This window comes from Mesorhizobium sp. M0152 (assembly GCF_040322415.1).
Taxonomy (GTDB): domain Bacteria; phylum Pseudomonadota; class Alphaproteobacteria; order Rhizobiales; family Rhizobiaceae; genus Mesorhizobium.
Genome location: NZ_JAMYTH010000028.1, coordinates 15,407 through 36,763, shown reverse-complemented (window position 1 = coordinate 36,763; position 21,357 = coordinate 15,407). Strand labels below are relative to the sequence as shown.

The window sequence follows — 21,357 nt, the reverse complement described above, 5'->3', positions numbered from 1 at the left end:
ATTTGACGGATGGACGAGGCGAGGGGCCTCGTCCAGAGGATGATCGCGAAAAGTTGCAGACTTTTCGGACAAGATCGTGCTCCGGAATTCACAGTGGTCCATGTTTCTTTCGATCGGGTCTTTCAACCCGATCGAAACATGGGCTAGGAACACGAAACTTGCGGCCGGAGGCGGCGGCAAAAATCAAACAGGACGGTTGTCCTGTTTGGACAGGAACCCGGGGGATCCCCAATGCTGAGTGGACTAGAGGCGGCTTTTTTCTACCTCTTCGCCTTTGTCGCGGTGGCATCGGCGTTCATGGTTATTTCATCGCGCAACCCCGTCCATTCGGTGCTGTTCCTGATCCTGACCTTCTTCAACGCCGCCGGCCTGTTCATGCTGACCGGCGCCGAGTTCCTGGCGATGATCCTGCTCGTCGTCTATGTCGGCGCGGTGATGGTGCTGTTCCTCTTCGTCGTGATGATGCTCGACGTCGATTTCGCCGAGATGAAGGAAGGCGCCCTGCAATACGCTCCGATCGGCGCGCTGGTCGGGCTGATCCTGGCGGCGGAGCTGATCGTCGTGCTGGGCGGCTATACATTCGCGCCGCAGCTGGCCTCTACCGTGTCGAAGCCCATCCCGGATCTCGCCGCGCGGACAAATACGGCCGCACTCGGCGACATCCTGTATACCGACTACCTCTACTACTTCCAGATTTCGGGCCTCATCCTGCTGGTCGCCATGATCGGCGCCATCGTGCTGACGTTGCGCCACAAGGAAGGGGTCAAGCGGCAGTCGATCGCAGCCCAGGTCGGCCGTACCGCGGCGACCGGCATGGAAATCCGCAAGGTCAAGTCGGGCGAAGGAGTCTGAGATGGTCGTCGGCATCGCACATTATCTGACCGTATCGGCGATCCTGTTCACGCTCGGCGTGTTCGGCATCTTCCTGAACCGCAAGAACGTCATCGTCATCCTGATGTCGATCGAGCTGATCCTGCTTGCGGTCAACATCAATTTCGTCGCCTTTTCGGCGGCTCTCGGCGATCTGGTCGGCCAGGTGTTCGCGCTGTTCGTGCTGACGGTCGCGGCGGCCGAGGCGGCCATCGGACTTGCCATTCTCGTCGTCTTCTTCCGCAACCGCGGCTCGATCGCGGTCGAAGACGTGAACATGATGAAGGGTTGACGGAACCACCATGTATCAGGCCATCGTCTTCCTTCCGCTGCTCGGCTTCCTGATCGTCGGCCTGTTCGGCACGTCGCTCGGCGCCAAGGCGTCCGAATACATCACCTCGGGCTTCCTGGTGATCGCGGCCGTCCTGTCGTGGATCGCCTTCTTCACCGTCGGCTTCGGCCATGGCGAGGTGTTCACCGTGCCGGTGCTGCGCTGGATCGAGTCGGGCGGGCTCGAAGCATCCTGGGCGCTCCGCATCGACACGCTGACGGTGGTGATGCTGGTGGTGGTCAACACGGTGTCGGCGCTGGTCCACATCTATTCGATCGGCTACATGCACCACGACCCGAACCGGCCGCGCTTCTTCGCCTATCTGTCGCTGTTCACCTTCGCCATGCTGATGCTGGTGACGGCCGACAACCTGGTGCAGATGTTCTTCGGCTGGGAAGGGGTGGGCCTCGCCTCCTACCTGCTGATCGGCTTCTGGTACAAGAAGCCGTCGGCCAACGCCGCCGCCATCAAAGCGTTCGTCGTCAACCGCGTCGGCGATTTCGGTTTCGCGCTCGGCATCTTCGGCGTGTTCGTGCTGTTCGGCTCGGTCAATCTCGGCACCATCTTCGCCAATGCGGCGACGTTCATCCCGGCTGAAGGCGCCCCGCAAGGTGGCGCGGTGCTGACCTTCCTCGGCTATGCGCTCGACAAGCAGGCGGCAATGACGGTCGTCTGCCTGCTCCTGTTCATGGGTGCCATGGGCAAGTCGGCGCAGGTGCCGCTGCATACCTGGCTGCCTGACGCCATGGAAGGTCCGACGCCGGTCTCCGCGCTGATCCATGCCGCCACCATGGTGACGGCCGGCGTGTTCATGCTGGCGCGGCTGTCGCCGCTGTTCGAGCTGTCGCATTCGGCGCTGACGGTGGTGACCTTCATCGGCGCCTTCACCGCCTTCTTCGCGGCGACCGTCGGCCTGGTCCAGAACGACATCAAGCGCGTCATCGCCTATTCGACCTGCTCGCAGCTCGGCTACATGTTCGTGGCGCTGGGCGTCGGCGCCTACGGTGCCGCGATCTTCCACCTGTTCACGCATGCCTTCTTCAAGGCGCTGCTGTTCCTCGGCTCGGGCTCGGTCATCCATGCCGTTTCCGACGAGCAGGACATGCGCAGGATGGGCGGCCTCAGGAGACTGATCCCGACCACCTACTGGATGATGGTGATCGGCACGCTGGCGCTGACCGGCGTCGGCATTCCGGTGACGGTCATCGGCACCGCCGGCTTCTTCTCCAAGGACGCCATTATCGAAAGCGCCTTTGCCAGCCACAACTCGGTCGCCGCCCTTGCCTTCGTGCTCCTGGTCGTCGCCGCCTGCTTCACCTCCTTCTATTCCTGGCGGCTGATCTTCATGACTTTCCACGGCCAGCCGCGGGCGAGCCACGAGGTGATGCACCACGTCCATGAATCGCCGCCGGTGATGCTGGTGCCGCTGTTCATCCTGGCCGCGGGCGCGCTGTTTGCCGGCATCATCTTCCACGGCGCCTTCATCGGCGAAGGCTACGCCGAATTCTGGAAAGCCTCGCTGTTCACGTTGCCGGACAACCACATCCTGCACGAGATTCACGAATTGCCGCTGTGGGTCGAGCTGGCGCCGTTCGTCGCCATGCTGATCGGTTTTGCGATCGCCTGGCAGTTCTATATCCGGGCGCCGGAGATGCCGAAAAACCTGGCCGCACAGCACCGCGGGCTTTACGCCTTCCTGCTCAACAAGTGGTATTTCGACGAGCTCTACGACTTCCTGTTCGTGCGGCCCGCCAAGCGCCTCGGCCATTTCCTGTGGAAGACCGGCGACGGCACCGTCATCGACGGCCTCGGGCCGGACGGCATCTCGGCGCGCGTCGTCGACGTCACCAACCGCGTCGTCAAGCTGCAGACCGGCTATCTCTATCACTATGCCTTCGCCATGCTGATCGGCGTTGCCGCATTCGTCACCTGGATGATGCTCTGATGACCGCCTGGCCAATCCTTTCGCTGGTCACCTTCCTACCGCTGGTTGGTGTGCTGCTCATCCTGTTCATCAACGACGACAGCGAAAACGCGCGCCGCAACATCCGTGCCATAGCGCTGCTGACGACGACGTTCACGTTCATCATCTCGCTGTTCATCTGGACCGGTTTCGACAATTCGGAGGCCGGCTTCCAGTTCGTCGAGAAGGTCGCCTGGCTCGACTCCGGCATTTCCTACCATATGGGCGTGGACGGCATTTCGATGCTGTTCGTCATCCTGACGACGTTCCTGATGCCGCTCTGCATCCTGGCGTCGTGGGAAGCGATCGAGAAGCGCGTCAAGGCCTACATGATCGCCTTCCTGCTGCTCGAAACGCTGATGATCGGCGTGTTCTGCGCGCTCGACATCGTGCTGTTCTACGTCTTCTTCGAGGCCGGCCTGATCCCGATGTTCATCATCATCGGCGTCTGGGGCGGCAAGCGGCGCGTCTATGCCTCGTTCAAGTTCTTCCTCTACACGCTCGCCGGCTCGGTGCTGATGCTGCTCGCCATCATGGCGATGTTCTACCAGTCCGGCACGACCGATATTCCGACGCTTTTGACGCACAACTTCCCGGCCAACATGCAGACATGGTTATGGCTCGCCTTCTTCGCCTCTTTCGCGGTGAAGATGCCGATGTGGCCGGTGCACACCTGGCTGCCGGACGCGCATGTCGAGGCACCGACGGCCGGCTCGGTGATCCTGGCCGCCATCCTGTTGAAGATGGGCGGATACGGTTTCCTGCGGTTCTCCTTGCCGATGTTCCCGCTGGCGTCAGAGATGTTCGCGCCGCTGGTCTTTGCGCTGTCGGTCGTCGCCATCATCTACACCTCGCTGGTGGCGCTGATGCAGGAGGACATGAAGAAGCTGATCGCCTATTCGTCGGTCGCCCATATGGGTTTCGTGACCATGGGCATCTTCGCCATGAACCAGGAAGGCGTGCAGGGCGCCATCTTCCAGATGCTCAGCCATGGCCTCGTCTCGGGCGCGCTGTTCCTGTGCGTCGGCGTCATCTACGACCGCATGCACACGCGTGAGATCGCCGCCTATGGCGGCCTGGTCAACAACATGCCGAAATACGCCACCGTGTTCCTGATCTTTACCATGGCCAATGTCGGCCTGCCGGGCACCAGCGGCTTCGTCGGCGAATTCCTGACCATGCTCGGCGTGTTCCGGGTCAACACCTGGGTGGCGTTCTTCGCCGCCACCGGCGTCATCCTGTCGGCCGCCTACGCGCTGTGGCTCTATCGCCGGGTGATCTTCGGGGCGCTGACCAAGGACAGCCTCAAGGGCCTGCTCGACCTGTCGACGCGCGAGAAGGCGATCATCTATCCGCTGGTCGTGCTGGTCATCTTCTTCGGCGTCTACCCCGCACCCGTCTTCGACGCGACGGCCCAGTCGGTCAAGTCGCTCGTCACCAATGTCACCGCATCGATCGGCGCCGCGCAGACCGCGGCGGCGAACTGACCAGAGGGGTTTTGCGAACCATGACGCCGGACCTTCTCTCCAGCCTGTCGCTCTCGACGCCAGAGCTGATCCTTGCCATCGGCGCGCTCGCGCTGCTGATGGTCGGCGCCTATTCGCGCGCCAACACCGCCAATACGGTGACCGGCCTTGCCGTCGCCGCGCTGGTGATATCAGGCGCCTGGCTGATCTTCTCCAGCGGGCAGGGCAGCGCCTACGGCAACGCCTTCATCCAGGATTCCTTCGCCCGGTTCATGAAGCTGCTGTCGCTGGTCGGCTCGGCGGTGACGCTGGTCATGTCGATGCGCTTTGCCAAGGCGGAGCGTTTCGACAAGTTCGAATATCCGGTGCTGATCCTGTTGTGCACGCTCGGCATGATGCTGATGATCTCGGCCAACGGCATGATCGGGCTCTATCTCGGCCTCGAATTGCAGTCGCTGGCGATCTATGTGCTGTGCGCGATCAACCGCGAGAACCTGCGTTCGACCGAGGCCGGCCTGAAATACTTCGTCCTGGGCGCGCTGTCGTCGGGCATGCTGCTCTACGGCATCAGCCTGGTCTATGGCTATACCGGCAATACCGGCTTCCAGGAGATCGCGACGGCGCTCGGCAGCGGCGAGCGCCAGCTTGGCTTGGTCTTCGGTCTCGTCTTCGTGCTGGCCGGCCTCGCCTTCAAAATCTCGGCGGTGCCATTCCACATGTGGACGCCCGACGTCTATGAGGGCGCGCCGACGCCGGTGACCGCTTTCCTGGCGGCGGCCCCCAAGATGGCGGCGATGGCGCTGATCGTGCGCGTCACCATGGGCGCGTTCAAGCCGGTCGCTGCCGACTGGCAGCAGATCATCGTCTTCATCTCGATCGCCTCGATGGCGCTCGGCGCGTTCGCGGCAATCGGCCAGACCAACATCAAGCGGCTGATGGCCTATTCCTCGATCGGCCATATGGGCTACGCTCTGGTCGGTCTTGCCGCCAACAGCCAGGCCGGCGTGCGCGGCGTCGCCATCTACATGCTGATCTATCTGGTGATGACGCTCGGCACCTTCGCCTTCATCCTCGCCATGCGGCGCAAGGAAGGCAATGTCGAGCAGATCAGCGACCTGGCCGGCCTGTCCTCGACCAACCCGATCATGGCGACGATCCTGACCATCCTGATGTTCTCGCTGGCCGGCATTCCGCCGCTCGCCGGGTTCTGGGGGAAGTGGTACGTGTTCCTCGCCGCCATCAACGCCAATCTCTATGCGCTGGCGATCATCGGCGTGCTGGCCTCGGTGGTGGGCGCCTATTATTACCTGCGCATCATCAAGATCATGTGGTTCGACGAACCGGTCGGCGGCTTCGTGCCGATGGCTAGCGAATTGCGCCTCGTGCTCGGCGTCTCAGGCGCTTTCGTGCTGTTCTATGTGCTGATCGGCGGGCCGATCGGCACTTACGCCGAAGCCGCCGCCAAGACATTCTTCTGACGGCATGGCATTTCGGCTGGCTCCAACCGCGGCGTCGGAAGGGTTCCGGCTCGAGGCTCATGACAGCGTCGGCTCGACCAATGCGCTGGCGCTGGACCACGCCCGGGCAGGCGACCCGGGCAAATTGTGGGTCGTTTCCAAGAAACAGGAGAGCGGGCGCGGGCGGCGCGGCCGCGTCTGGGCGACGCCCGAGGGCAATCTGGCGGCGACGCTGCTCGTCCTCACCGGCGGCGAGCTTCGCCTGGCCGCGACGCTCGGTTTCGTCGCCGGTCTGGCGCTGGCCGATGCGCTCGACGCCGTGGTGCCGAAGAGCCGGATCGCCATCGGCCTCGACGGCGGCAGTGAGGGCAAGAACCGGTTCGAACTGAAATGGCCGAACGACGTGCTTGCCTCCGGCGCCAAACTCGCCGGCATCCTGTTGGAATCGGCGGTCCTCGAAGGCGGCCGTTTCGCGGTGGCGGTCGGTATCGGCGTCAATGTTGTGGCATATCCCGAGGATTTACCGTATCCCGCGACATCGCTTCACGCATTGGGCGCCGCTTGCGACGCCGAAACGCTGTTCCTGGCGCTATCGGATGCCTGGAGCGAGAACGCCCGATGGTGGGATGAAGGGCGCGGGCTTGCCGCCGTCAGGCGGCGCTGGCTGGCACGCGCGGCAGGCCTTGGCGGCGAGGTTGCTGTCAGAATTGACGGTAATGTGGTGCGTGGGGTGTTTGAAACCATTGACGAGGACTGTCGTTTCGTGATTCGCGACGATGAGGGTTCGGTTTTGACGATCGCCGCCGGCGACGTGCATTTCGGCGCGGTCGCGTCTGCCCGGGTCTAGAAGTGGTTGCGTGTTTGATTGAAACACGGAGCCGCTCCAACTGATTGTTTTTGCGCAATTCCGGACGGAAAACCGTTACACGCTTTTCCTGGAATTGCTTTAACGGCTTGGCCTGAGGGCCAGGAAGGAAAAAATCATGGCGAAAGCTGACAACGCCGAACTCGTCTTCGTGCCGCTCGGCGGCGTCGGCGAGATCGGTATGAACTTCGCCCTCTATGGCTACGGCCCGCCCAGCGCGCGCGAGTGGATCGTCATTGATGTCGGCGTCACCTTTCCCGACGCTGTGCATCCGGGCGTCGACCTGATCCTGCCCGATACGCGCTTCATCGAGGAGAACCTCGCCAATCTGCGCGGCATCATCATCACCCATGCGCATGAGGACCATTACGGCGCGCTGCTCGACACCTGGCCGAAGCTGAAGGCGCCGGTGTGGATGACGCCGTTCAGCGCTGGCTTGCTGGACGCGAAGCGCCAAGGCGAGCAGGGCGCGCCGAAAATCCCGGTGACGATCTACAAAGCGGGCGAGAAATTCACCGTCGGCCCGTTCGAGATCGAGGCCATTCCGGTGGCGCATTCGATTCCCGAGCCGATGTCGCTGGCGATTACGTCGCCGGCAGGCACCGTCATCCATACCGGCGACTGGAAGATCGACCCGGAGCCGACGATCGGCCCGAAAACCGACGAGGCGCGTTTTCGGGCCTATGGCGACAAGGGCGTGCTGGCGCTGGTCTGCGATTCGACCAACGCGCTGCGGGAAGGGGAGTCGCCTTCGGAAGTCGCGGTCGGCGAGGGCCTCAAGGGCGTCATCCAGGCCGCCAAGGGCCGCGTCGCCGTCACCACTTTCTCCTCCAATGTCGGGCGCATCGTTTCCATCGCCAGGGCGGCGCGGGATGCCGGCCGCCAGTGCCTGGTGCTCGGCCGCTCGCTGAAGCGCGTTATCGATGTCGCTGGCGAACTCGGCTACATGGATGGCCTGCCGGAGTTCATCGCCGAGGAGGATTTCGGCTTCATCCCGCGCGAGAACCTGGTCATCATCTGCACCGGCAGCCAGGGCGAGCCGCTGGCCGCCCTTGCCAAGCTGTCGCGCGACGAGATGAAATCTGTGTCGCTGACGGCAGGCGACACGGTGGTGTTCTCCTCGCGCACTATTCCCGGCAATGAGAGGGCGATCCTCGAGATCAAGAACCGCCTCATCGATCTCGGCATCAAGATCATCGAGGACGGTGATGCGCTGGTGCATGTCTCCGGGCATCCGCGGCGCAGCGAATTGCGCAAGATGTACGAATGGGTGCGGCCGCAGATCGGCGTTCCCGTGCATGGCGAGGCGGCGCATCTGGTGGCGCAGGGATCGCTGATGTCGACCTCCGGCATCGGCCAGGTGGCGCAGGTGCGCGACGGCGACATGCTGAGGCTCGCTCCCGGCCCAGCCACCATCATCGACCAGGTGCCGTTCGGCCGTGTCTACAAGGACGGCAATCTGATCGGCACCGACCAGGCCATGGGCATACGCGACCGGCGCAAGCTGTCGTTCGCCGGTCATGTCGCGGTCAACGTCGTGCTTGACGAGAAGTATGAGCTTGCCGGCGACCCCGATCTGGTCGCCATCGGCGTCGCCGAGGCGGATAGCCGCGGCGAGACGCTGGAGGACCTGATGATCGATGCGGCAATCGGCGCCGTGGACTCGATCCCCCGTCAGCGCCGAAAAGACCTCGACCTCGTGCAAGAGGCGGTCCGGCGCGCGGTGCGCGGCGCCGCCAACGAAGCCTGGGGCAAGAAACCGCTGGTGACGGTGTTCGTCACGAGGTGACGAACAGGGAATAGGGGAATAGGGGAATAGGGCAGTAGGGGAGTAGGAAAGAGCAAACAGCGTTGAGCTCCCCACCTTTCGACTTGTTTTTCCCTACTGCCCTACTGCCCTATTGCCTTACTGCCCTGAAGGAAAACCATGCTCGGACGCCTGAACCATGTCGCGCTTGCGGTGCCGGACCTGGCGGCGGCCATCGCTGCCTATCGCAGCACGCTCGGCGCAGAGGTGAGCGAACCGCGGGCGCTGCCGGAGCATGGCGTGACCGTGGTGTTCGTCAATGTCGGCAACACCAAGATCGAACTGCTGGAGCCCTTGGGCGAGGGTTCGCCGATTGCCGCCTTCCTGGAGAAAAACCCGTCGGGCGGCATGCATCATCTCTGCTATGAGGTCGACGACATCCTGGCCGCGCGCGATCGGCTCAAGGCCGCCGGCGCCCGCGTGCTGGGCGACGGCAGACCGAAGACCGGCGCGCATGGCAAACCTGTGCTGTTCCTGCACCCCAAGGATTTCTTCGGCACGCTGATCGAACTGGAGCAATCATGAGCTGGGTTTCGTTCACGGCCCTGTTTTTCGCGACCTGGTGGGTGGTGCTGTTTACCGTGCTGCCCTTCAGCGTCAGGACGCAGGACGACGATCACGACGTGACGCTTGGCACCGTTCCCAGCGCACCGCGCGGGCCGCATATGCTGCGCGCCGTGATCCGCACAACCATCGCCACGGCGGTCCTCATGGGCATTTTTTACGGCCTGACGCATGGGCTGGGATACAGCCTTAACGACATCCCGCACATCGTGCCGGATTTCGGCCAGACCCCGCCGAAGTAAACCGCCGGACAAAGGCATTTTCATAGAGCGATTTGTGCATCGGAGCAGAGCGGACCCGGTCCGGACTGGTGCTGCTCTTTCTGGCCAGCCGCCGCTGACGCTGGGTAATGTAATCCTGCAACTCGCGGCGCTAACCGAATGATTGCACAAAAAAAATGCAAGGCACGAGGCCTTGCAATTAAACGCGTCCGATCTGTTTCCGTTTCCCGGCGGCAGCGAGTAACCGCGCCTAGATCGCATCCTCCCAAGACTTTGACCGCGTAGGAGGGCAGATTTTTCTCCGCCCTCTCGGTTATCGCGGCACACTAGCCTAAGGCGAATGAAAATGTCACGAAGAATTTTGCCTCGAAACAGGCATTCTCGTGCTGCACTGCACAATAGTACGGCAGGCTTTGCTTCCGAAACGCCCAGTAGAGATGACCGGGCCTTTTCGGCCTCGACGAAAAAGGGCCTGGGCAGAAAGATCGAGGCCAGGGCCGAAAGAAGTTCGGTGCACCGGACTTGTGGCGAGGCGGGACGGAAGGCCGACGGAATCCGGCGCGGAGGCTCGAGTGTGACGGCGTGGCCGGGTTCCCATTCGGTCATGAAATGGCTATGAAGCCGGGGCAAGCAAGCCTGCGTCGCGCCGATTCTGGTGCGGCCATCCTCACCCACGGACCAGTCCATGCGTTTGTCGCGTTATTTCCTGCCCATCCTCAAAGAGAATCCGCGCGAGGCCGAGATCGTCTCGCACCGGCTGATGCTGCGCGCGGGCATGATCCGCCAGCAGGGGCAAGGCAGCTTTTCCTGGCTGCCGCTCGGCAAGCGGGTGCTGGACAAGGTCTGCCAGATCATCCGCGAGGAGCAGAACCGCGCCGGCGCGCTGGAAATCCTGATGCCGACCATCCAGTCGGCCGACCTGTGGCGCGAAAGCGGCCGCTACAACGACTATGGCAAGGAGATGCTGCGCATCAAGGACCGCCAGGACCGCGACATGCTCTATGGGCCGACCAACGAGGAGATGGTCACCGAGATCTTCCGCGCCTATGCGAAGTCCTACAAGGATTTGCCGCTCAACCTCTACCACATCCAGTGGAAGTTCCGCGACGAGGTGCGGCCGCGCTTCGGCGTCATGCGTTCGCGCGAATTCCTGATGAAGGATGCCTATTCCTTCGATCTCGACTTCGAGGGCGCCAGGGCGGCCTATAACAGGATGTTCGTCTCCTACCTCAGGACGTTTACGCGCATGGGCCTGCAAGCGATCCCGATGCGGGCCGATACCGGGCCGATCGGCGGCGATCTCAGCCACGAATTCATCATCCTGGCCGATACCGGCGAGAGCCAGGTTTTCTGCCATCGCGACTATCTCTCGCTCGACGTGCCCGGCGCCAGCACCGACTTCGCCAACGACGCCGAGATCGCCGGCATCGTCAAGACGTGGACGACGCCCTACGCCGCCACCGACGAGATGCATGACGAGGCGGCCTGGGCAACGATCGGCGAAAGCGACAAGGTCTCGGCGCGCGGCATCGAGGTCGGCCACATCTTCCATTTCGGCGACAAATATTCCAAGCCGATGGGCGCCAAGGTAACCGGGCCCGACGGCAAGGATCATTTCGCCTCCGGCGGCTCCTACGGCATCGGACCGTCCAGGCTGGTCGCGGCGATCATCGAAGCCAGCCATGACGAAAACGGCATCATCTGGCCGGACGCCGTGGCGCCGTTCGACATCGGGCTCATCAACATGAAGGTGGGCGACGCCGACTGCGACCGCGTCTGCGACGAACTCCAGGCCGCCTTCGCGGCAGCCGGCAAGGATGTGCTCTACGACGACACCGACCAGCGCCCGGGCGGCAAGTTCGCCACCGCCGACCTGATCGGCCTGCCCTGGCAAGTGATCGTCGGGCCGCGCGGCGTGGCCGCCGGTGAGATCGAGATCAAGAATCGCAGGACCGGCGAGCGCGAGACGCTGCCGCTCGCGGACGCGAAAAAGCGCTTTGGTACCGCGGCATGAACGAGGCGGTGGCGGCAAGATCGGCGGGCGCCGGACCCTTTTCCATCTTCGAGCGCACGGTTGCGTGGCGCTACCTGCGCTCGCGGCGCAAGGAGACGGTGATCTCGGTGATCGCCTCGATCTCGTTCCTCGGCATCATGCTGGGGGTCGCGACGCTGATTGTGGTCATGGCGGTGATGAACGGATTCCGCGCCGAGCTTTTGACGCGCATCCTTGGCGTCAACGGCCATCTGATCGTGCAGCCGCTCGATTCGCCGCTCGAGGATTACGCCCAGGTCGCCGGCCGCATCAACGGCGTGCCCGGCGTCAAATACGCCCTGCCGCTGATCGATGGCCAGGTGCTGGCGCAAGGCAATGTCGGCGGCGGCAGCGGTGCGCTGGTGCGCGGCATACGCGGCGAGGACCTCGGCAAGATCGCCATCGTGGCCAGCAACATCAAGCAAGGCACGATCGCCGATTTCGATACCGGCGAGGGCGTTGCCATCGGCAAGCGCATGGCCGAGAATCTCGGCCTGGCGCTTGGCGACACCATCACCTTGATCTCGCCCGACGGCGACGTGACGCCGCTCGGCACCACGCCGCGCATGAAGGGCTACAAGATCGCGGCGATCTTCGAAGTCGGCATGTCGGAATATGACAGTTCCATCGTCTACATGCCGTTCTCGGAGGCGCAGCTTTATTTCAACATGGACGGAAGGGCGCAGACGATCGAGATTTATGTCGACAATCCCGACGATGTCGACGCGCTGAAACCGAAGGTGGAGGAGGCGGCGCAGCGGCCCATCGACTTGGTCGACTGGCGACAGCGCAACGAGACCTTCTTTTCCGCCCTTCAGGTCGAGCGCAACGTCATGTTCATGATCCTGACGCTGATCGTGCTGGTGGCGGCGCTGAACATCATTTCCGGCCTGGTCATGCTGGTGAAGGACAAGGGGCACGACATCGCCATCCTGCGCACCATGGGCGCCACGCGCGGCGCCATCCTGCGTATCTTCCTGATGACGGGGGCCGCGATCGGCGTCACCGGCACCATCGCCGGCGTCCTGCTCGGCATCGTCATCTGCCTCAACATCGAATCGATCCGCGAGTTCTTCTCCTGGATGACCGGCAAGGTGCTGTTCAATCCCGAGCTTTATTTCCTCAGCCAGCTGCCGGCGAAGATGGATCCGCGCGAAACCACCTATGTCGTCATCATGGCGCTCGGCCTGTCCTTCCTGGCAACGGTGTTTCCGGCATGGCGGGCGGCCCGCCTCGATCCTGTCGAAGCCTTGAGGTACGAGTGATGGCCGAGGCCATTATCGAGCTGAAGAGCGTCGAGCGGCACTATGTGCAGGGGCCGCGCAAGCTCACCATTCTCAACGGCGCCGATTTCTCGCTGAAGCGCGGCGAGATGGTGGCGCTGGTTGCGCCGTCCGGCACCGGCAAGTCGACGCTGCTGCACACGGCCGGCCTGCTGGAACGCCCCGACGCCGGCGACGTGATCCTGTCGGGCCGCGCCTGCGGGCGGCTCTCCGACGACGAGCGCACCTCGATCCGCCGCAACGACGTCGGTTTCGTCTACCAGTTCCATCACCTGCTGCCCGAGTTTACGGCGCTGGAAAACATCATGATGCCGCAGCTCATCAAGGGGCTGCCGCGCAAGGAGGCGGCCGAACGCGCGGCCCAACTGCTCGACTACATGCAGATCGGCAAGCGCGCCTCGCACCGGCCGTCGGAACTTTCCGGCGGCGAACAGCAGCGGGTGGCAATCGCCCGTGCGGTCGCCAACGCACCGCTGGTGCTGCTGGCCGACGAGCCGACCGGCAATCTCGACCCGGTCACCGCCTCCTACGTGTTCGAGGCGCTGGAGGCGCTGGTGCGGCAATCGGGCCTCGCGGCGCTGATCGCCACCCATAATCACCAGCTGGCATCGCGCATGGACCGGCGCATAACGCTTGCCGACGGCAAGGTGGTGCCGCTCGGTTCGGGCTGACCTCCAGTCCAGATATGTCTGGCGGGCTGCCCCGACATTCGTCGCGCCGGCCATCAACCCTTCCTTAACCCTGCCGATCTGATCGCCCGAGGATTCCGGCCGCGGCCGGAATTTGGCCATTGACATTAGCACAAAAATAGAACAAAATACGAACATACAAACAACAGGAGAGAGTTATGACCGATCTGGTTCAGGATGTCGTCTCGCTTGTCTGCATGAGCACCTTTCTCATTTCCATGGCCATCTGGATCGGAGCCATGTGATTTGGCGGCTTCGCCGCTGCGCTTCCCGGGGGGCAAAGCCCGCTTCCCCGTTAAGCCTTTCTTGCCATCGCGGCCTTAGGGTACCCCTGAAGGCATAGAGCAACGTCCAGATGTCGCCCATCCTCACCGCCATCCTCGTGGCCAGCAATCTCGGGCTGATCTTTCTCTTGATGAGCGTGCCGCTTGGTTTGCGCACGGTCAGGCTCAGCCGCGTGGTGGCAATGGACCGGCAGCGCCTCTGGCAGGCACTGTGGCCGCTCGGGAGCGACGCCGGCTGGTCCGGCGAGATCCTTTCGGCCGAAGCGCTGGATGGGGAGGGAATGGCCCGCATCCTGCTGTCCTGGGAAGGCCGCGACGGCAAGCCGATCGAGCGCACGTCGCGGCTTGAGGACGTCGTCGAGGGCAGCCGCTTCTCGATGCGTGTCATCGAGGATACCGCGCTCGACGCCTCGTTCTGGGCGGACTATCGCGAAACCGTCGAACTGGTTCCTGAAGGCAGCGGTACGCGGGTGATGCTCGGCCGGACAGATCGCTACCGCGGCATCGCTTTCCTGGTGTTCCGTTACTTCGCCATGCGCCGCGAACTTGGCAAGCTGCAGCATTGGGCGAGAACGGGGCAGTACCGCAAGGGCGGCTGGTTCGAGCATCCGCTGAGCCAGCTCGGCTTCGCGGTATTGTCTGCATTGATCCTGTGGCCGTTCTTCGGCCTTCACCTCAGTGGGTTGGCGCTTTCCGCGATCCTGACGTCGGCGGTGGCCCTGCATGAGCTTGGCCACATGGCGGCATTCCGGCTGATGGGCCACCGCAAGGCGCGCATGATCTTCATTCCGCTGCTCGGCGGCATCGCCATTGGCGGCCGGCCCTACAACAGCCGTTTCGAAGTGGCTTTCGTGGCGCTGATGGGCGCTGGCTTTTCCGCCTTCCTGGTGCCCATCGTCATCGCCGCCAGTGTGCTTGCAGGCGCGGAGGGACACAAGGTCGTCTCAGCGCTGCTGGCGGCGCTGGCGGGTTGCGTGGCCCTATTCAACATCGCCAATCTGGTGCCGGTATGGAAATTCGACGGCGGCCAGGTGCTGCGCCAGATCTGCCCGGGACCTGTCGCGCTGGCGCTGGCCTCGTTCTTCCTGCTCTCGGCCTTCCTGGCACTTGGCCTGCAGGCCGGTTTCTCCTCCGGGTTTCTGCTGGCGGCGGGGGCGATCTTTTCGATCCTCAGCCTGCTTACCATGGGCAGCGGGGTAAAGCCGCGCCACGAGCTGGAGCCGATCCGCACGGCCGACCGTTTTGCCATCGCCGGTGGCTTGCTGGCGGTGTTCATCATCCATGGCTGCGGCGTTCTGTGGGCGTCCGCGCAACTGATCTGAACCGGGCTTCGGGCGGGACGTTCAACCGGCCTTGCGGGCTGCTTCGACAGGCAAGGCCGTGGCGGGACCGAACACGTCCTCGAAGGCGGATTTCAGGGAAAGATCAAGATCGGCCATGGTTACGGGAAGGCCGAGATCGACAAGGCTGGTGACACCGTGGTCCTGCACGCCGCAGGGCACGATGCCACCGAAATGGTCGAGATCGGGTTCGACATTGATGGCGATGCCGTGAAAGCTCACCCAGCGCCTGAGCCTGATGCCGATGGCGGCGATCTTGTCCTCGGCCGGCGAGCCGTCCGGCAGGGCAGGGCGATCGGGCCGCACCACCCAGACGCCGACGCGGTCCTCGCGGCGCTCGCCGCGCACGTTGAACGCGGCGAGCGTGCCGATGATCCACTGTTCGAGCGCGGCAACGAAGGCGCGCACATCCTCGCGACGCCGCTTCAGGTCGAGCATGACATAGGCGACCCGCTGGCCCGGCCCATGATAGGTGTATTCGCCGCCGCGTCCGGCCGCGAAGACCGGGAAGCGGCCGGCGTCGATCAGATCCTCGACGCGGGCGCTTGTGCCCGCCGTGTAGAGCGGCGGATGTTCGACCAGCCAGACCATTTCGCCGGCGGCGCCGCTTCGGATCGCCTCGGCGCGTGCCTCCATGACGGCGAGCGCGTCGGGATAGGCAGTCAGGCCGGGCTCGATGCGCCACTCGACCGGCGCCGAACCGGGCAAGGGCAGGAACGACGTGGCAATCTGGCTGCGTTCTGGCATGGCGTATCTCTTTGTTGCTTTCCATATGGCGTCAAGCGGCGCAAACGTCCAGTTCCGGCCCTATATTCCAATCCTTTGCAACGTTATGCCGGACACCGGATATTATTGCTGCGCGCGCACTTGTTTCGCCGGAAACGATTTGCTACACGCCGCGAGCCGGTCGGTTCCGGCTCCTACCACGTGCGGTCGTGGCGGAATTGGTAGACGCGCAGCGTTGAGGTCGCTGTGGGGCAACCCGTGGAAGTTCGAGTCTTCTCGACCGCACCATTTTCTCTCCCAGAACCTGATTCGTGCCAGCCTCTGCCCTCGGGGCAGGGCGCATTTCGTTTGATATTCCCGCACGTTACGCCAGTTTCCTTTCTGAGCATTGGATTTTTCCAAAACCGGTTTCCACTTTCGGGGATCATGGTCTAGACCTGACAGGCACCTTTTCCGGGATTCTTGTTGCGGGAGGCGCTGGTGGAAGGCCAGGACAAGCAGACGACCTCCGCCAAGGCGGCCGACGAGCACCACGCCGACATCTACGGCGAGGACGGTGCCGTTCGTTCGTCTTTCCTTGCTGAGATCGGCGCTGCGATCGCCGACCGCGACACGCCCGCGCTCAAGCGCGAGGTCGACGACCTGCACCAGTCGGAGCTCGGCGACCTGATCGAGGCGCTGCATCCCGAACAGCGCCGCGCCCTGGTCGAACTGCTCGGCTCCGATTTCGACTTTTCCGCGCTGACCGAGGTCGACGAGGCGATCCGCATGGAGATCGTCGATCACCTGCCCAACGCTCAGATCGCGCAGGCGGTGCAGGAGCTCGATTCCGACGACGCCGTCTACATCCTCGAAGACCTTGAAAAGGAAGACCAGGACGAGATCCTGTCGCAGCTGCCGTTCACCGAGCGGATCAGGCTGCGCCGTTCGCTCGACTATCCCGAAGAGACCGCCGGGCGGCGCATGCAGACGGAATTCGTCGCGGTGCCTGCGTTCTGGACGATCGGCCAGACCATAGACTACATGCGCGAGGACAAGAACCTCCCCGATCGCTTCAGCCAGATCTTCGTCATCGACCCCAGCTTCAAGCTGCTCGGCGCCATCGATCTCGACCAGATCCTGCGCGCCAGGCGCGCGGTCAAGGTCGGGGAGGTCATGCACGAAACGCGCCACGCCATTCCGGCCACCATGGACCAGGAAGAGGCCGCGCGGGAATTCGAACAATACGATCTCCTGTCGGCCGCCGTCGTCGACGAGAACGAGCGCCTGGTCGGGGTGCTGACCATCGACGACGTCGTCGACGTCATCCAGCAGGAAGCCGAAGAAGATCTGCTGCGCATGGGCGGCGTCGGCGACGAAGAGCTTTCCGACAGCATCTTCTCGACCTCGCGTTCGCGCGTTCCCTGGCTGCTGATCAATCTCCTGACCGCATTCCTGGCGGCGTCGGTGATCGGCCTGTTCGACCGCACGATCGAACATATCGTGGCGCTCGCCGTGCTGATGCCGATCGTGGCCGGCATGGGCGGCAATGCCGGCTCGCAGACCATGACCGTCACCGTGCGGGCGCTGGCGACCAGGGATCTCGACATCTACAATGCCGGCCGCATCATCCGCCGCGAGATGGGCGTCGGCTTCATCAACGGCATCGTCTTCGCCATCCTGATCGGCATCGTCGCGGCGGCCTGGTTCCGCGATCCCAATCTGGGCGGCATCATCGCGGCGGCGATGATCATCAACATGTTCGTCGCGGCACTGGCCGGAATCCTGATCCCGCTGCTGCTCGACCGCTTCAAGGTCGACCCCGCGGTCGCCTCGGCGGTCTTCGTCACCACGGTTACCGATGTCGTCGGCTTTTTTGCTTTCCTCGGCCTTGCAAGCTGGTGGTTCGGCGTCAGGTGAACGGCCTCAATTGACTTTTACGTAAATGCCATGCGAGGTTCATGGAACAGGGATCATTGGCCGATTCCGGCCAGATGGTCCGACCCGGGAACGGGTAGGGCTGCTTGGCCGGCAATCGCGTCGAACTCGGCTATGGGGTCACAATGCGGGAATATTATTCGATCACCGAACTGACCCGCGAATTCGACGTGTCGACGCGGACGCTGCGCTTCTACGAGGACGAGGGACTGGTGCAGCCGGTGCGGCGTGGCCGAACCCGGCTGTTTCGCCCGTCCGACCGCCACCTCATCCGCCAGATCATGCGGGGAAAGCGGCTCGGCTTCTCGATCAACGAGATCCGCGAAATCATCCAGATGTACAAGGAGCCGCCGGGCGAGGTCGGCCAGCTCAAGCTGATGATCAAGCGCATAGAGGAAAAGCGCGAGGATCTCAGGCAAAAGCGCCGCGACCTCGAGGAGACGTTGGCCGAGCTCGACCAGGCGGAAGAATCCTGCGTCGAGCGGTTGGTGGAACTCGGCGTCAACACCTGACGCTGCTCAAATCCAGCGTCGCACTCTTTTGGCGTAATCCCGGTATCTCTTGCCGAACTTCGCCGCCAGCACCTTTTCCTCGCGCTCGATGGCGACCTTCTGCGTGGCGAAGGCGGCGACGAAGGCAAGCGGAAGGAACCAGGCTATCCCCGAGACAAAGCCGACGCCGATCAACAGCAGCGTGTTGGCGAGGTACATCGGATTGCGGGTGATGCCGAAGGGGCCCGTCGTGACGAGGTGATCGGGTACGGCGTTGGGATTGAGCGTCGTCCTGGCCCGGACCATGGTGCGGATGGCGGTGAACCAGAGTGCCGCGACGGCCAGCAGCGCCACCCAGCCGGCGGCGAACAGGATGTCGCCCAGGAGATCGCCGATCCATGGCAGGGGATAGAGCATGCCGAGGACAATGCTGATGGCGATTGCGGCGATATAGATCAGCGGCGGCCACGGTATCACTCCCGGCTTCGGCTGGCTGTCGGTCATTGTGGCCCTCCCTCCGTCATCTTGTCGTCGGTCTGCGCCGTACAGGTGCTGGCAAGATCGCTGAGATGCTGCCGCCACTGCGCGGTCTGGTCGTTGTTGTAGAGCCGATCAAGCGTGGCCTCGCCTTCCAGCGTATCCAGCATACAGCCACAGTAGCTCGAACAGAACTTGCTGTCGCGCGACTGCTCGCACGATATCTGGCAGGTTTTCAGGAAGTTCACCTGCGGGGTTTCGACCTTGGCCGGCATGACTTGCGAGAACAGCCAGACGCTGCCGATCAGCAGCGGCTGGTGGATCAGGTAGAAGGCCAGGCTGTGCCGGCCGATGAAGACCAGGGGATTGGCCCAGCGGCCGGGCGCAAGGCCCGCCAGGCGCGCCCGCAGGCCCGAGGTGGAGGCGAACTTCGCCACCGCGATGCCCGCAAGCACGGCGCCGAACCATGGGAACAGCGGCACGTAGTCGTTGGAGCGCGGATTGATTGTGGAAAGACCGATCCACCACAGGAAGGGGTGGTCCAAAGCCTCGAAACGCAGATAGACGGGCGCCGCGACGACCAGTGCGGCAGCGGCAAGCGTCAGCAGGGCCGGCAGGCGCAGGAACGCCAGGCCGAGCAGGCTGGCGAGCGCGATCTCGTGCAATATGCCGAAAAAGATGAAGCCGTCAGGCGTGGCGATGCGGGTGACGACCGAGATGGCGATCGCGGCGCCGGCGACCATGGCGAACCGCCGCCAGAAGCCGTTCCAGCGGATCTTTCTGCCATGGGCGAGATACAGGCTGACGCCGACCAGGAACAGGAAGGTCGAGGCGATGCAGCGCGCGTAGAGCTTCCACCAGCCGAAGGCGGTGAGGCCGGGATCGGTGTAGCCGAAGAACTCCAGGTCCCAGGTGAAATGATAGCTCGCCATGGCGAGGAGCGCGATGCCGCGCAAGATATCGATGGCGGCGATGCGCTTTGATTGCTCCGGAACGGGTGCGGTCGGCGTTTGGATACTCATGGTCTCGCGATCTGATTCAGCCCCGCTGGAGGATTATCACGGTTGCACCGGACAGAAGAAGGCCGGGCGCGTCGCCACCGCGTCAGGCGCTGCTTTAGGCCAGCGCCGGGAAGCCTTTGGCCGACTTCGCTTTTGCCGGCCGCGCGTCGGTTTCCTCTTATTGGGATGGCAATCGCCACGCCAGATTTGGTCGGTGATTCTGCTTTGAGGAAGCAATGTCCACCCATGTGCGTCATCCGATCTGGCTTCCCGCTCTCAAGGCTGCGGATGCGCGCACCTTCGCCTCGCTCTACGCCGTCGAATCCTTTGCCCGCGCCACGGTGTCGAGCGTCATCCCGATCCAGGCCTACGAAATCCTCCACAACGAGCAGATCGTCTCGATCCTCTACACTGTCGTGGCGCTGCTTGGGCTGTCGGTGACATTGTTCATGCCGATGCTGATCCGCCGCTTTGCCCGGCGCTGGGTCTATACCGCCGGCGCCTGCCTGCTCGCCATCGGCTCGCTGTTCTTCGTTACCCATACGCTTGCCGGACAATTGGCCGGCATGCTTTGCCGCGTCATGGGCGCCAGCGCGCTGTCGATCACGCTCAACCTCTACATCATGGACCACATCCGCAAGACCGACTTCATGCAGGCGGAATCGCTGCGCATGGCGTGGTCGATGTTCGCCTGGACGGGCGGGCCGACGCTTGGCATTTTTCTTTACACACGCTTCGGCATCTATGCCGCGCATGGCGCGGTGGCGGTATTCGCGACGGCCCTGCTGGCGCTGTTCTGGACCTATCGGCTGGGCGACAACCCGTCGATCCGCCCGGGCAAGACGCGCCCGGTCAATCCGCTCGCCAATATCGGCCGCTTCGTCGCGCAACCCAGATTGAGGCTCGCCTGGCTGATCGCCTTCGGCCGTTCCTGCTTCTGGACGACGTTCTTTGTCTATGGGCCGCTGTTCATGGTCATCACCGGCGAGGGCAAGCTGGCCGGCGGCCTGCTGGTTTCGGCCGGTAACGCGCTCTTGTTCATGGCTATCTTCTGGGGCAGAGCGGGCAAGCGCTTCGGCGGTCGGCGGACCATGACTTTTGCCTATTTCGCGATGTCGGCCATGTTGTTGGCGGCAGGCGCGGTCGGCGAGAGCGCACCGCTGCTCACCGGCGCTTTCCTGCTCTGCGGCGCGTTGTTCACCATCGCGCTCGACGCGCTGGGCTCGACCGCCTTCATGCGCTCGGTGCGGTCCTACGAGCGGTCGCAGATGGCTGCGGTCTACCGCACCTATCTCGATTTTTCCGAGCTGACGCCGCCGCTGGTCTATTCAGTGGTGCTGGCGTTCTTCGGGCTGGGCTCGGTGTTCGTCACGCTCGGCCTGCTGGCCGCGGTTTGCGGCTTCGTGACCTGGCGGTATCTGCCGAAGTCGCTGTGAGGATCAGGGCTGGGGTGAAAGCCCTGCGTGGCGCTCGCGCACCCAGTTGTGGAAGCGGTGCAATTCATATTCTTCGGGCATCAGCACGCCCGCTTTGTGGCGCATTGAGCGCCGTCGGCGATCCCCGGCCGGCACGC

19 protein-coding genes and 1 tRNA gene are annotated in these 21,357 nt (G+C 63.5%); 17 read left to right on the top strand and 3 right to left on the bottom strand.

Features of this window, described 5'->3' with window-relative positions; translation table 11 throughout:
• Nucleotides 1–231 precede the first annotated feature (231 nt).
• The 13 genes from NKJ26_RS24035 to NKJ26_RS23975 all read left to right on the top strand — a co-directional run bounded on the left by NKJ26_RS24035 (nucleotide 232) and on the right by NKJ26_RS23975 (nucleotide 15,154).
• Nucleotides 232–852 carry an NADH-quinone oxidoreductase subunit J gene (locus tag NKJ26_RS24035; protein WP_027025979.1) on the top strand — a complete coding sequence of 207 codons (621 nt, stop codon included), beginning with the start codon at nucleotides 232–234 and terminating at the stop codon, nucleotides 850–852.
• A 1-nt stretch (nucleotide 853) separates the two neighbouring features.
• Nucleotides 854–1,162 carry an NADH-quinone oxidoreductase subunit NuoK gene (nuoK, locus tag NKJ26_RS24030; protein WP_027025980.1) on the top strand — a complete coding sequence of 103 codons (309 nt, stop codon included), beginning with the start codon at nucleotides 854–856 and terminating at the stop codon, nucleotides 1,160–1,162.
• 10 nt (nucleotides 1,163–1,172) lie between these two features.
• Nucleotides 1,173–3,146, top strand: coding sequence for an NADH-quinone oxidoreductase subunit L (nuoL, locus tag NKJ26_RS24025; protein ID WP_352697570.1), 1,974 nt, complete (start codon nucleotides 1,173–1,175; stop codon nucleotides 3,144–3,146).
• Complete coding sequence (locus NKJ26_RS24020; RefSeq protein ID WP_352597891.1) at nucleotides 3,146–4,651, top strand: NADH-quinone oxidoreductase subunit M; 1,506 nt, start codon at nucleotides 3,146–3,148, stop codon at nucleotides 4,649–4,651. Before nuoL ends, NKJ26_RS24020 begins: the two co-directional genes overlap by 1 nt.
• 20 nt (nucleotides 4,652–4,671) lie before the next feature.
• Nucleotides 4,672–6,108 (top strand): NADH-quinone oxidoreductase subunit NuoN, encoded by a 1,437-nt coding sequence (gene nuoN, locus NKJ26_RS24015; protein WP_352697568.1) that lies wholly within the window; start codon nucleotides 4,672–4,674, stop codon nucleotides 6,106–6,108.
• 4 nt (nucleotides 6,109–6,112) lie between these two features.
• A complete protein-coding gene (locus NKJ26_RS24010) occupies nucleotides 6,113–6,934 on the top strand; it encodes a biotin--[acetyl-CoA-carboxylase] ligase (RefSeq protein WP_352697566.1) in 822 nt (273 codons plus the stop codon).
• A gap of 136 nt (nucleotides 6,935–7,070) precedes the next feature.
• The gene (locus tag NKJ26_RS24005) at nucleotides 7,071–8,741 is read left to right on the top strand and encodes a ribonuclease J (protein ID WP_352697564.1); all 1,671 of its coding nucleotides are present in this window, start codon (nucleotides 7,071–7,073) and stop codon (nucleotides 8,739–8,741) included.
• A 138-nt stretch (nucleotides 8,742–8,879) separates the two neighbouring features.
• On the top strand, nucleotides 8,880–9,284 hold the full coding sequence (gene mce / locus NKJ26_RS24000; protein WP_352697562.1) for a methylmalonyl-CoA epimerase: 405 nt from the start codon (nucleotides 8,880–8,882) through the stop codon (nucleotides 9,282–9,284).
• Nucleotides 9,281–9,565, top strand: a complete 285-nt coding sequence (locus tag NKJ26_RS23995; RefSeq protein ID WP_352597896.1) for a DUF1467 family protein — start codon at nucleotides 9,281–9,283, stop codon at nucleotides 9,563–9,565. Before mce ends, NKJ26_RS23995 begins: the two co-directional genes overlap by 4 nt.
• A gap of 664 nt (nucleotides 9,566–10,229) precedes the next feature.
• The gene (gene proS, locus NKJ26_RS23990) at nucleotides 10,230–11,558 is read left to right on the top strand and encodes a proline--tRNA ligase (RefSeq protein WP_352697560.1); all 1,329 of its coding nucleotides are present in this window, start codon (nucleotides 10,230–10,232) and stop codon (nucleotides 11,556–11,558) included.
• Nucleotides 11,555–12,841: a lipoprotein-releasing ABC transporter permease subunit gene (locus NKJ26_RS23985; RefSeq protein ID WP_352597898.1), complete on the top strand. Its 1,287-nt coding sequence runs from the start codon at nucleotides 11,555–11,557 to the stop codon at nucleotides 12,839–12,841. The genes proS and NKJ26_RS23985 overlap by 4 nt, the downstream gene beginning before the upstream one ends.
• Nucleotides 12,838–13,530: an ABC transporter ATP-binding protein gene (locus NKJ26_RS23980; RefSeq protein ID WP_352697558.1), complete on the top strand. Its 693-nt coding sequence runs from the start codon at nucleotides 12,838–12,840 to the stop codon at nucleotides 13,528–13,530. Before NKJ26_RS23985 ends, NKJ26_RS23980 begins: the two co-directional genes overlap by 4 nt.
• A gap of 373 nt (nucleotides 13,531–13,903) precedes the next feature.
• Nucleotides 13,904–15,154: a site-2 protease family protein gene (locus NKJ26_RS23975; RefSeq protein WP_352597900.1), complete on the top strand. Its 1,251-nt coding sequence runs from the start codon at nucleotides 13,904–13,906 to the stop codon at nucleotides 15,152–15,154.
• 21 nt (nucleotides 15,155–15,175) lie between these two features.
• On the opposite strand, the gene lipB is transcribed toward NKJ26_RS23975, so the two are convergent.
• Nucleotides 15,176–15,919: a lipoyl(octanoyl) transferase LipB gene (gene lipB / locus NKJ26_RS23970; RefSeq protein WP_352697556.1), complete on the bottom strand. Its 744-nt coding sequence runs from the start codon at nucleotides 15,917–15,919 to the stop codon at nucleotides 15,176–15,178.
• Nucleotides 15,920–16,101: 182 nt separating this feature from the next.
• Between lipB and NKJ26_RS23965 the strand changes: the two genes are divergently transcribed.
• The 3 genes from NKJ26_RS23965 (at nucleotide 16,102) to NKJ26_RS23955 (ending at nucleotide 18,327) form a co-directional block, all read left to right on the top strand.
• Nucleotides 16,102–16,186 (top strand) — tRNA-Leu (locus NKJ26_RS23965).
• Between the two features lie 192 nt (nucleotides 16,187–16,378).
• Nucleotides 16,379–17,797: a magnesium transporter gene (gene mgtE, locus NKJ26_RS23960; protein WP_352597902.1), complete on the top strand. Its 1,419-nt coding sequence runs from the start codon at nucleotides 16,379–16,381 to the stop codon at nucleotides 17,795–17,797.
• A 143-nt stretch (nucleotides 17,798–17,940) separates the two neighbouring features.
• Entirely contained in the window at nucleotides 17,941–18,327 is a 387-nt protein-coding gene (locus NKJ26_RS23955; RefSeq protein WP_006203215.1) for a MerR family transcriptional regulator, read from the top strand.
• A 6-nt stretch (nucleotides 18,328–18,333) separates the two neighbouring features.
• Here the strand turns inward: NKJ26_RS23955 and NKJ26_RS23950 are convergent, their stop codons facing one another.
• Both NKJ26_RS23950 and NKJ26_RS23945 read right to left on the bottom strand, forming a co-directional pair.
• A complete protein-coding gene (locus NKJ26_RS23950; RefSeq protein WP_352597903.1) occupies nucleotides 18,334–18,810 on the bottom strand; it encodes a methyltransferase family protein in 477 nt (158 codons plus the stop codon).
• Nucleotides 18,807–19,805 (bottom strand): heparan-alpha-glucosaminide N-acetyltransferase, encoded by a 999-nt coding sequence (locus tag NKJ26_RS23945; protein ID WP_352697554.1) that lies wholly within the window; start codon nucleotides 19,803–19,805, stop codon nucleotides 18,807–18,809. The genes NKJ26_RS23950 and NKJ26_RS23945 overlap by 4 nt, the downstream gene beginning before the upstream one ends.
• 215 nt (nucleotides 19,806–20,020) lie before the next feature.
• Here NKJ26_RS23945 and NKJ26_RS23940 point away from each other — a divergent pair, with 215 nt between their 5' ends.
• Nucleotides 20,021–21,220, top strand: a complete 1,200-nt coding sequence (locus NKJ26_RS23940) for an MFS transporter (RefSeq protein ID WP_352697552.1) — start codon at nucleotides 20,021–20,023, stop codon at nucleotides 21,218–21,220.
• Nucleotides 21,221–21,357: the final 137 nt, after the last annotated feature.

Excerpts from the sequence above, each read along its gene's own strand:
- nuoK (WP_027025980.1), top strand. The coding sequence starts at position 854 with ATGGTCGTCGGCATCGCACATTATCTGACCGTATCGGCGATCCTGTTC.
- NKJ26_RS23940 (WP_352697552.1), top strand. The coding sequence starts at position 20,021 with ATGTCCACCCATGTGCGTCATCCGATCTGGCTTCCCGCTCTCAAGGCT.
- NKJ26_RS23985 (WP_352597898.1), top strand. The coding sequence starts at position 11,555 with ATGAACGAGGCGGTGGCGGCAAGATCGGCGGGCGCCGGACCCTTTTCC.
- nuoL (WP_352697570.1), top strand. The coding sequence starts at position 1,173 with ATGTATCAGGCCATCGTCTTCCTTCCGCTGCTCGGCTTCCTGATCGTC.
- NKJ26_RS24010 (WP_352697566.1), top strand. The coding sequence starts at position 6,113 with ATGGCATTTCGGCTGGCTCCAACCGCGGCGTCGGAAGGGTTCCGGCTC.
- NKJ26_RS24020 (WP_352597891.1), top strand. The coding sequence starts at position 3,146 with ATGACCGCCTGGCCAATCCTTTCGCTGGTCACCTTCCTACCGCTGGTT.
- NKJ26_RS24005 (WP_352697564.1), top strand. The coding sequence starts at position 7,071 with ATGGCGAAAGCTGACAACGCCGAACTCGTCTTCGTGCCGCTCGGCGGC.
- lipB (WP_352697556.1), bottom strand. The coding sequence starts at position 15,919 with ATGCCAGAACGCAGCCAGATTGCCACGTCGTTCCTGCCCTTGCCCGGT.
- nuoN (WP_352697568.1), top strand. The coding sequence starts at position 4,672 with ATGACGCCGGACCTTCTCTCCAGCCTGTCGCTCTCGACGCCAGAGCTG.
- NKJ26_RS23950 (WP_352597903.1), bottom strand. The coding sequence starts at position 18,810 with ATGACCGACAGCCAGCCGAAGCCGGGAGTGATACCGTGGCCGCCGCTG.
- NKJ26_RS23945 (WP_352697554.1), bottom strand. The coding sequence starts at position 19,805 with ATGAGTATCCAAACGCCGACCGCACCCGTTCCGGAGCAATCAAAGCGC.
- NKJ26_RS23955 (WP_006203215.1), top strand. The coding sequence starts at position 17,941 with ATGCGGGAATATTATTCGATCACCGAACTGACCCGCGAATTCGACGTG.
- proS (WP_352697560.1), top strand. The coding sequence starts at position 10,230 with ATGCGTTTGTCGCGTTATTTCCTGCCCATCCTCAAAGAGAATCCGCGC.
- NKJ26_RS23975 (WP_352597900.1), top strand. The coding sequence starts at position 13,904 with ATGTCGCCCATCCTCACCGCCATCCTCGTGGCCAGCAATCTCGGGCTG.
- mce (WP_352697562.1), top strand. The coding sequence starts at position 8,880 with ATGCTCGGACGCCTGAACCATGTCGCGCTTGCGGTGCCGGACCTGGCG.
- NKJ26_RS24035 (WP_027025979.1), top strand. The coding sequence starts at position 232 with ATGCTGAGTGGACTAGAGGCGGCTTTTTTCTACCTCTTCGCCTTTGTC.
- NKJ26_RS23995 (WP_352597896.1), top strand. The coding sequence starts at position 9,281 with ATGAGCTGGGTTTCGTTCACGGCCCTGTTTTTCGCGACCTGGTGGGTG.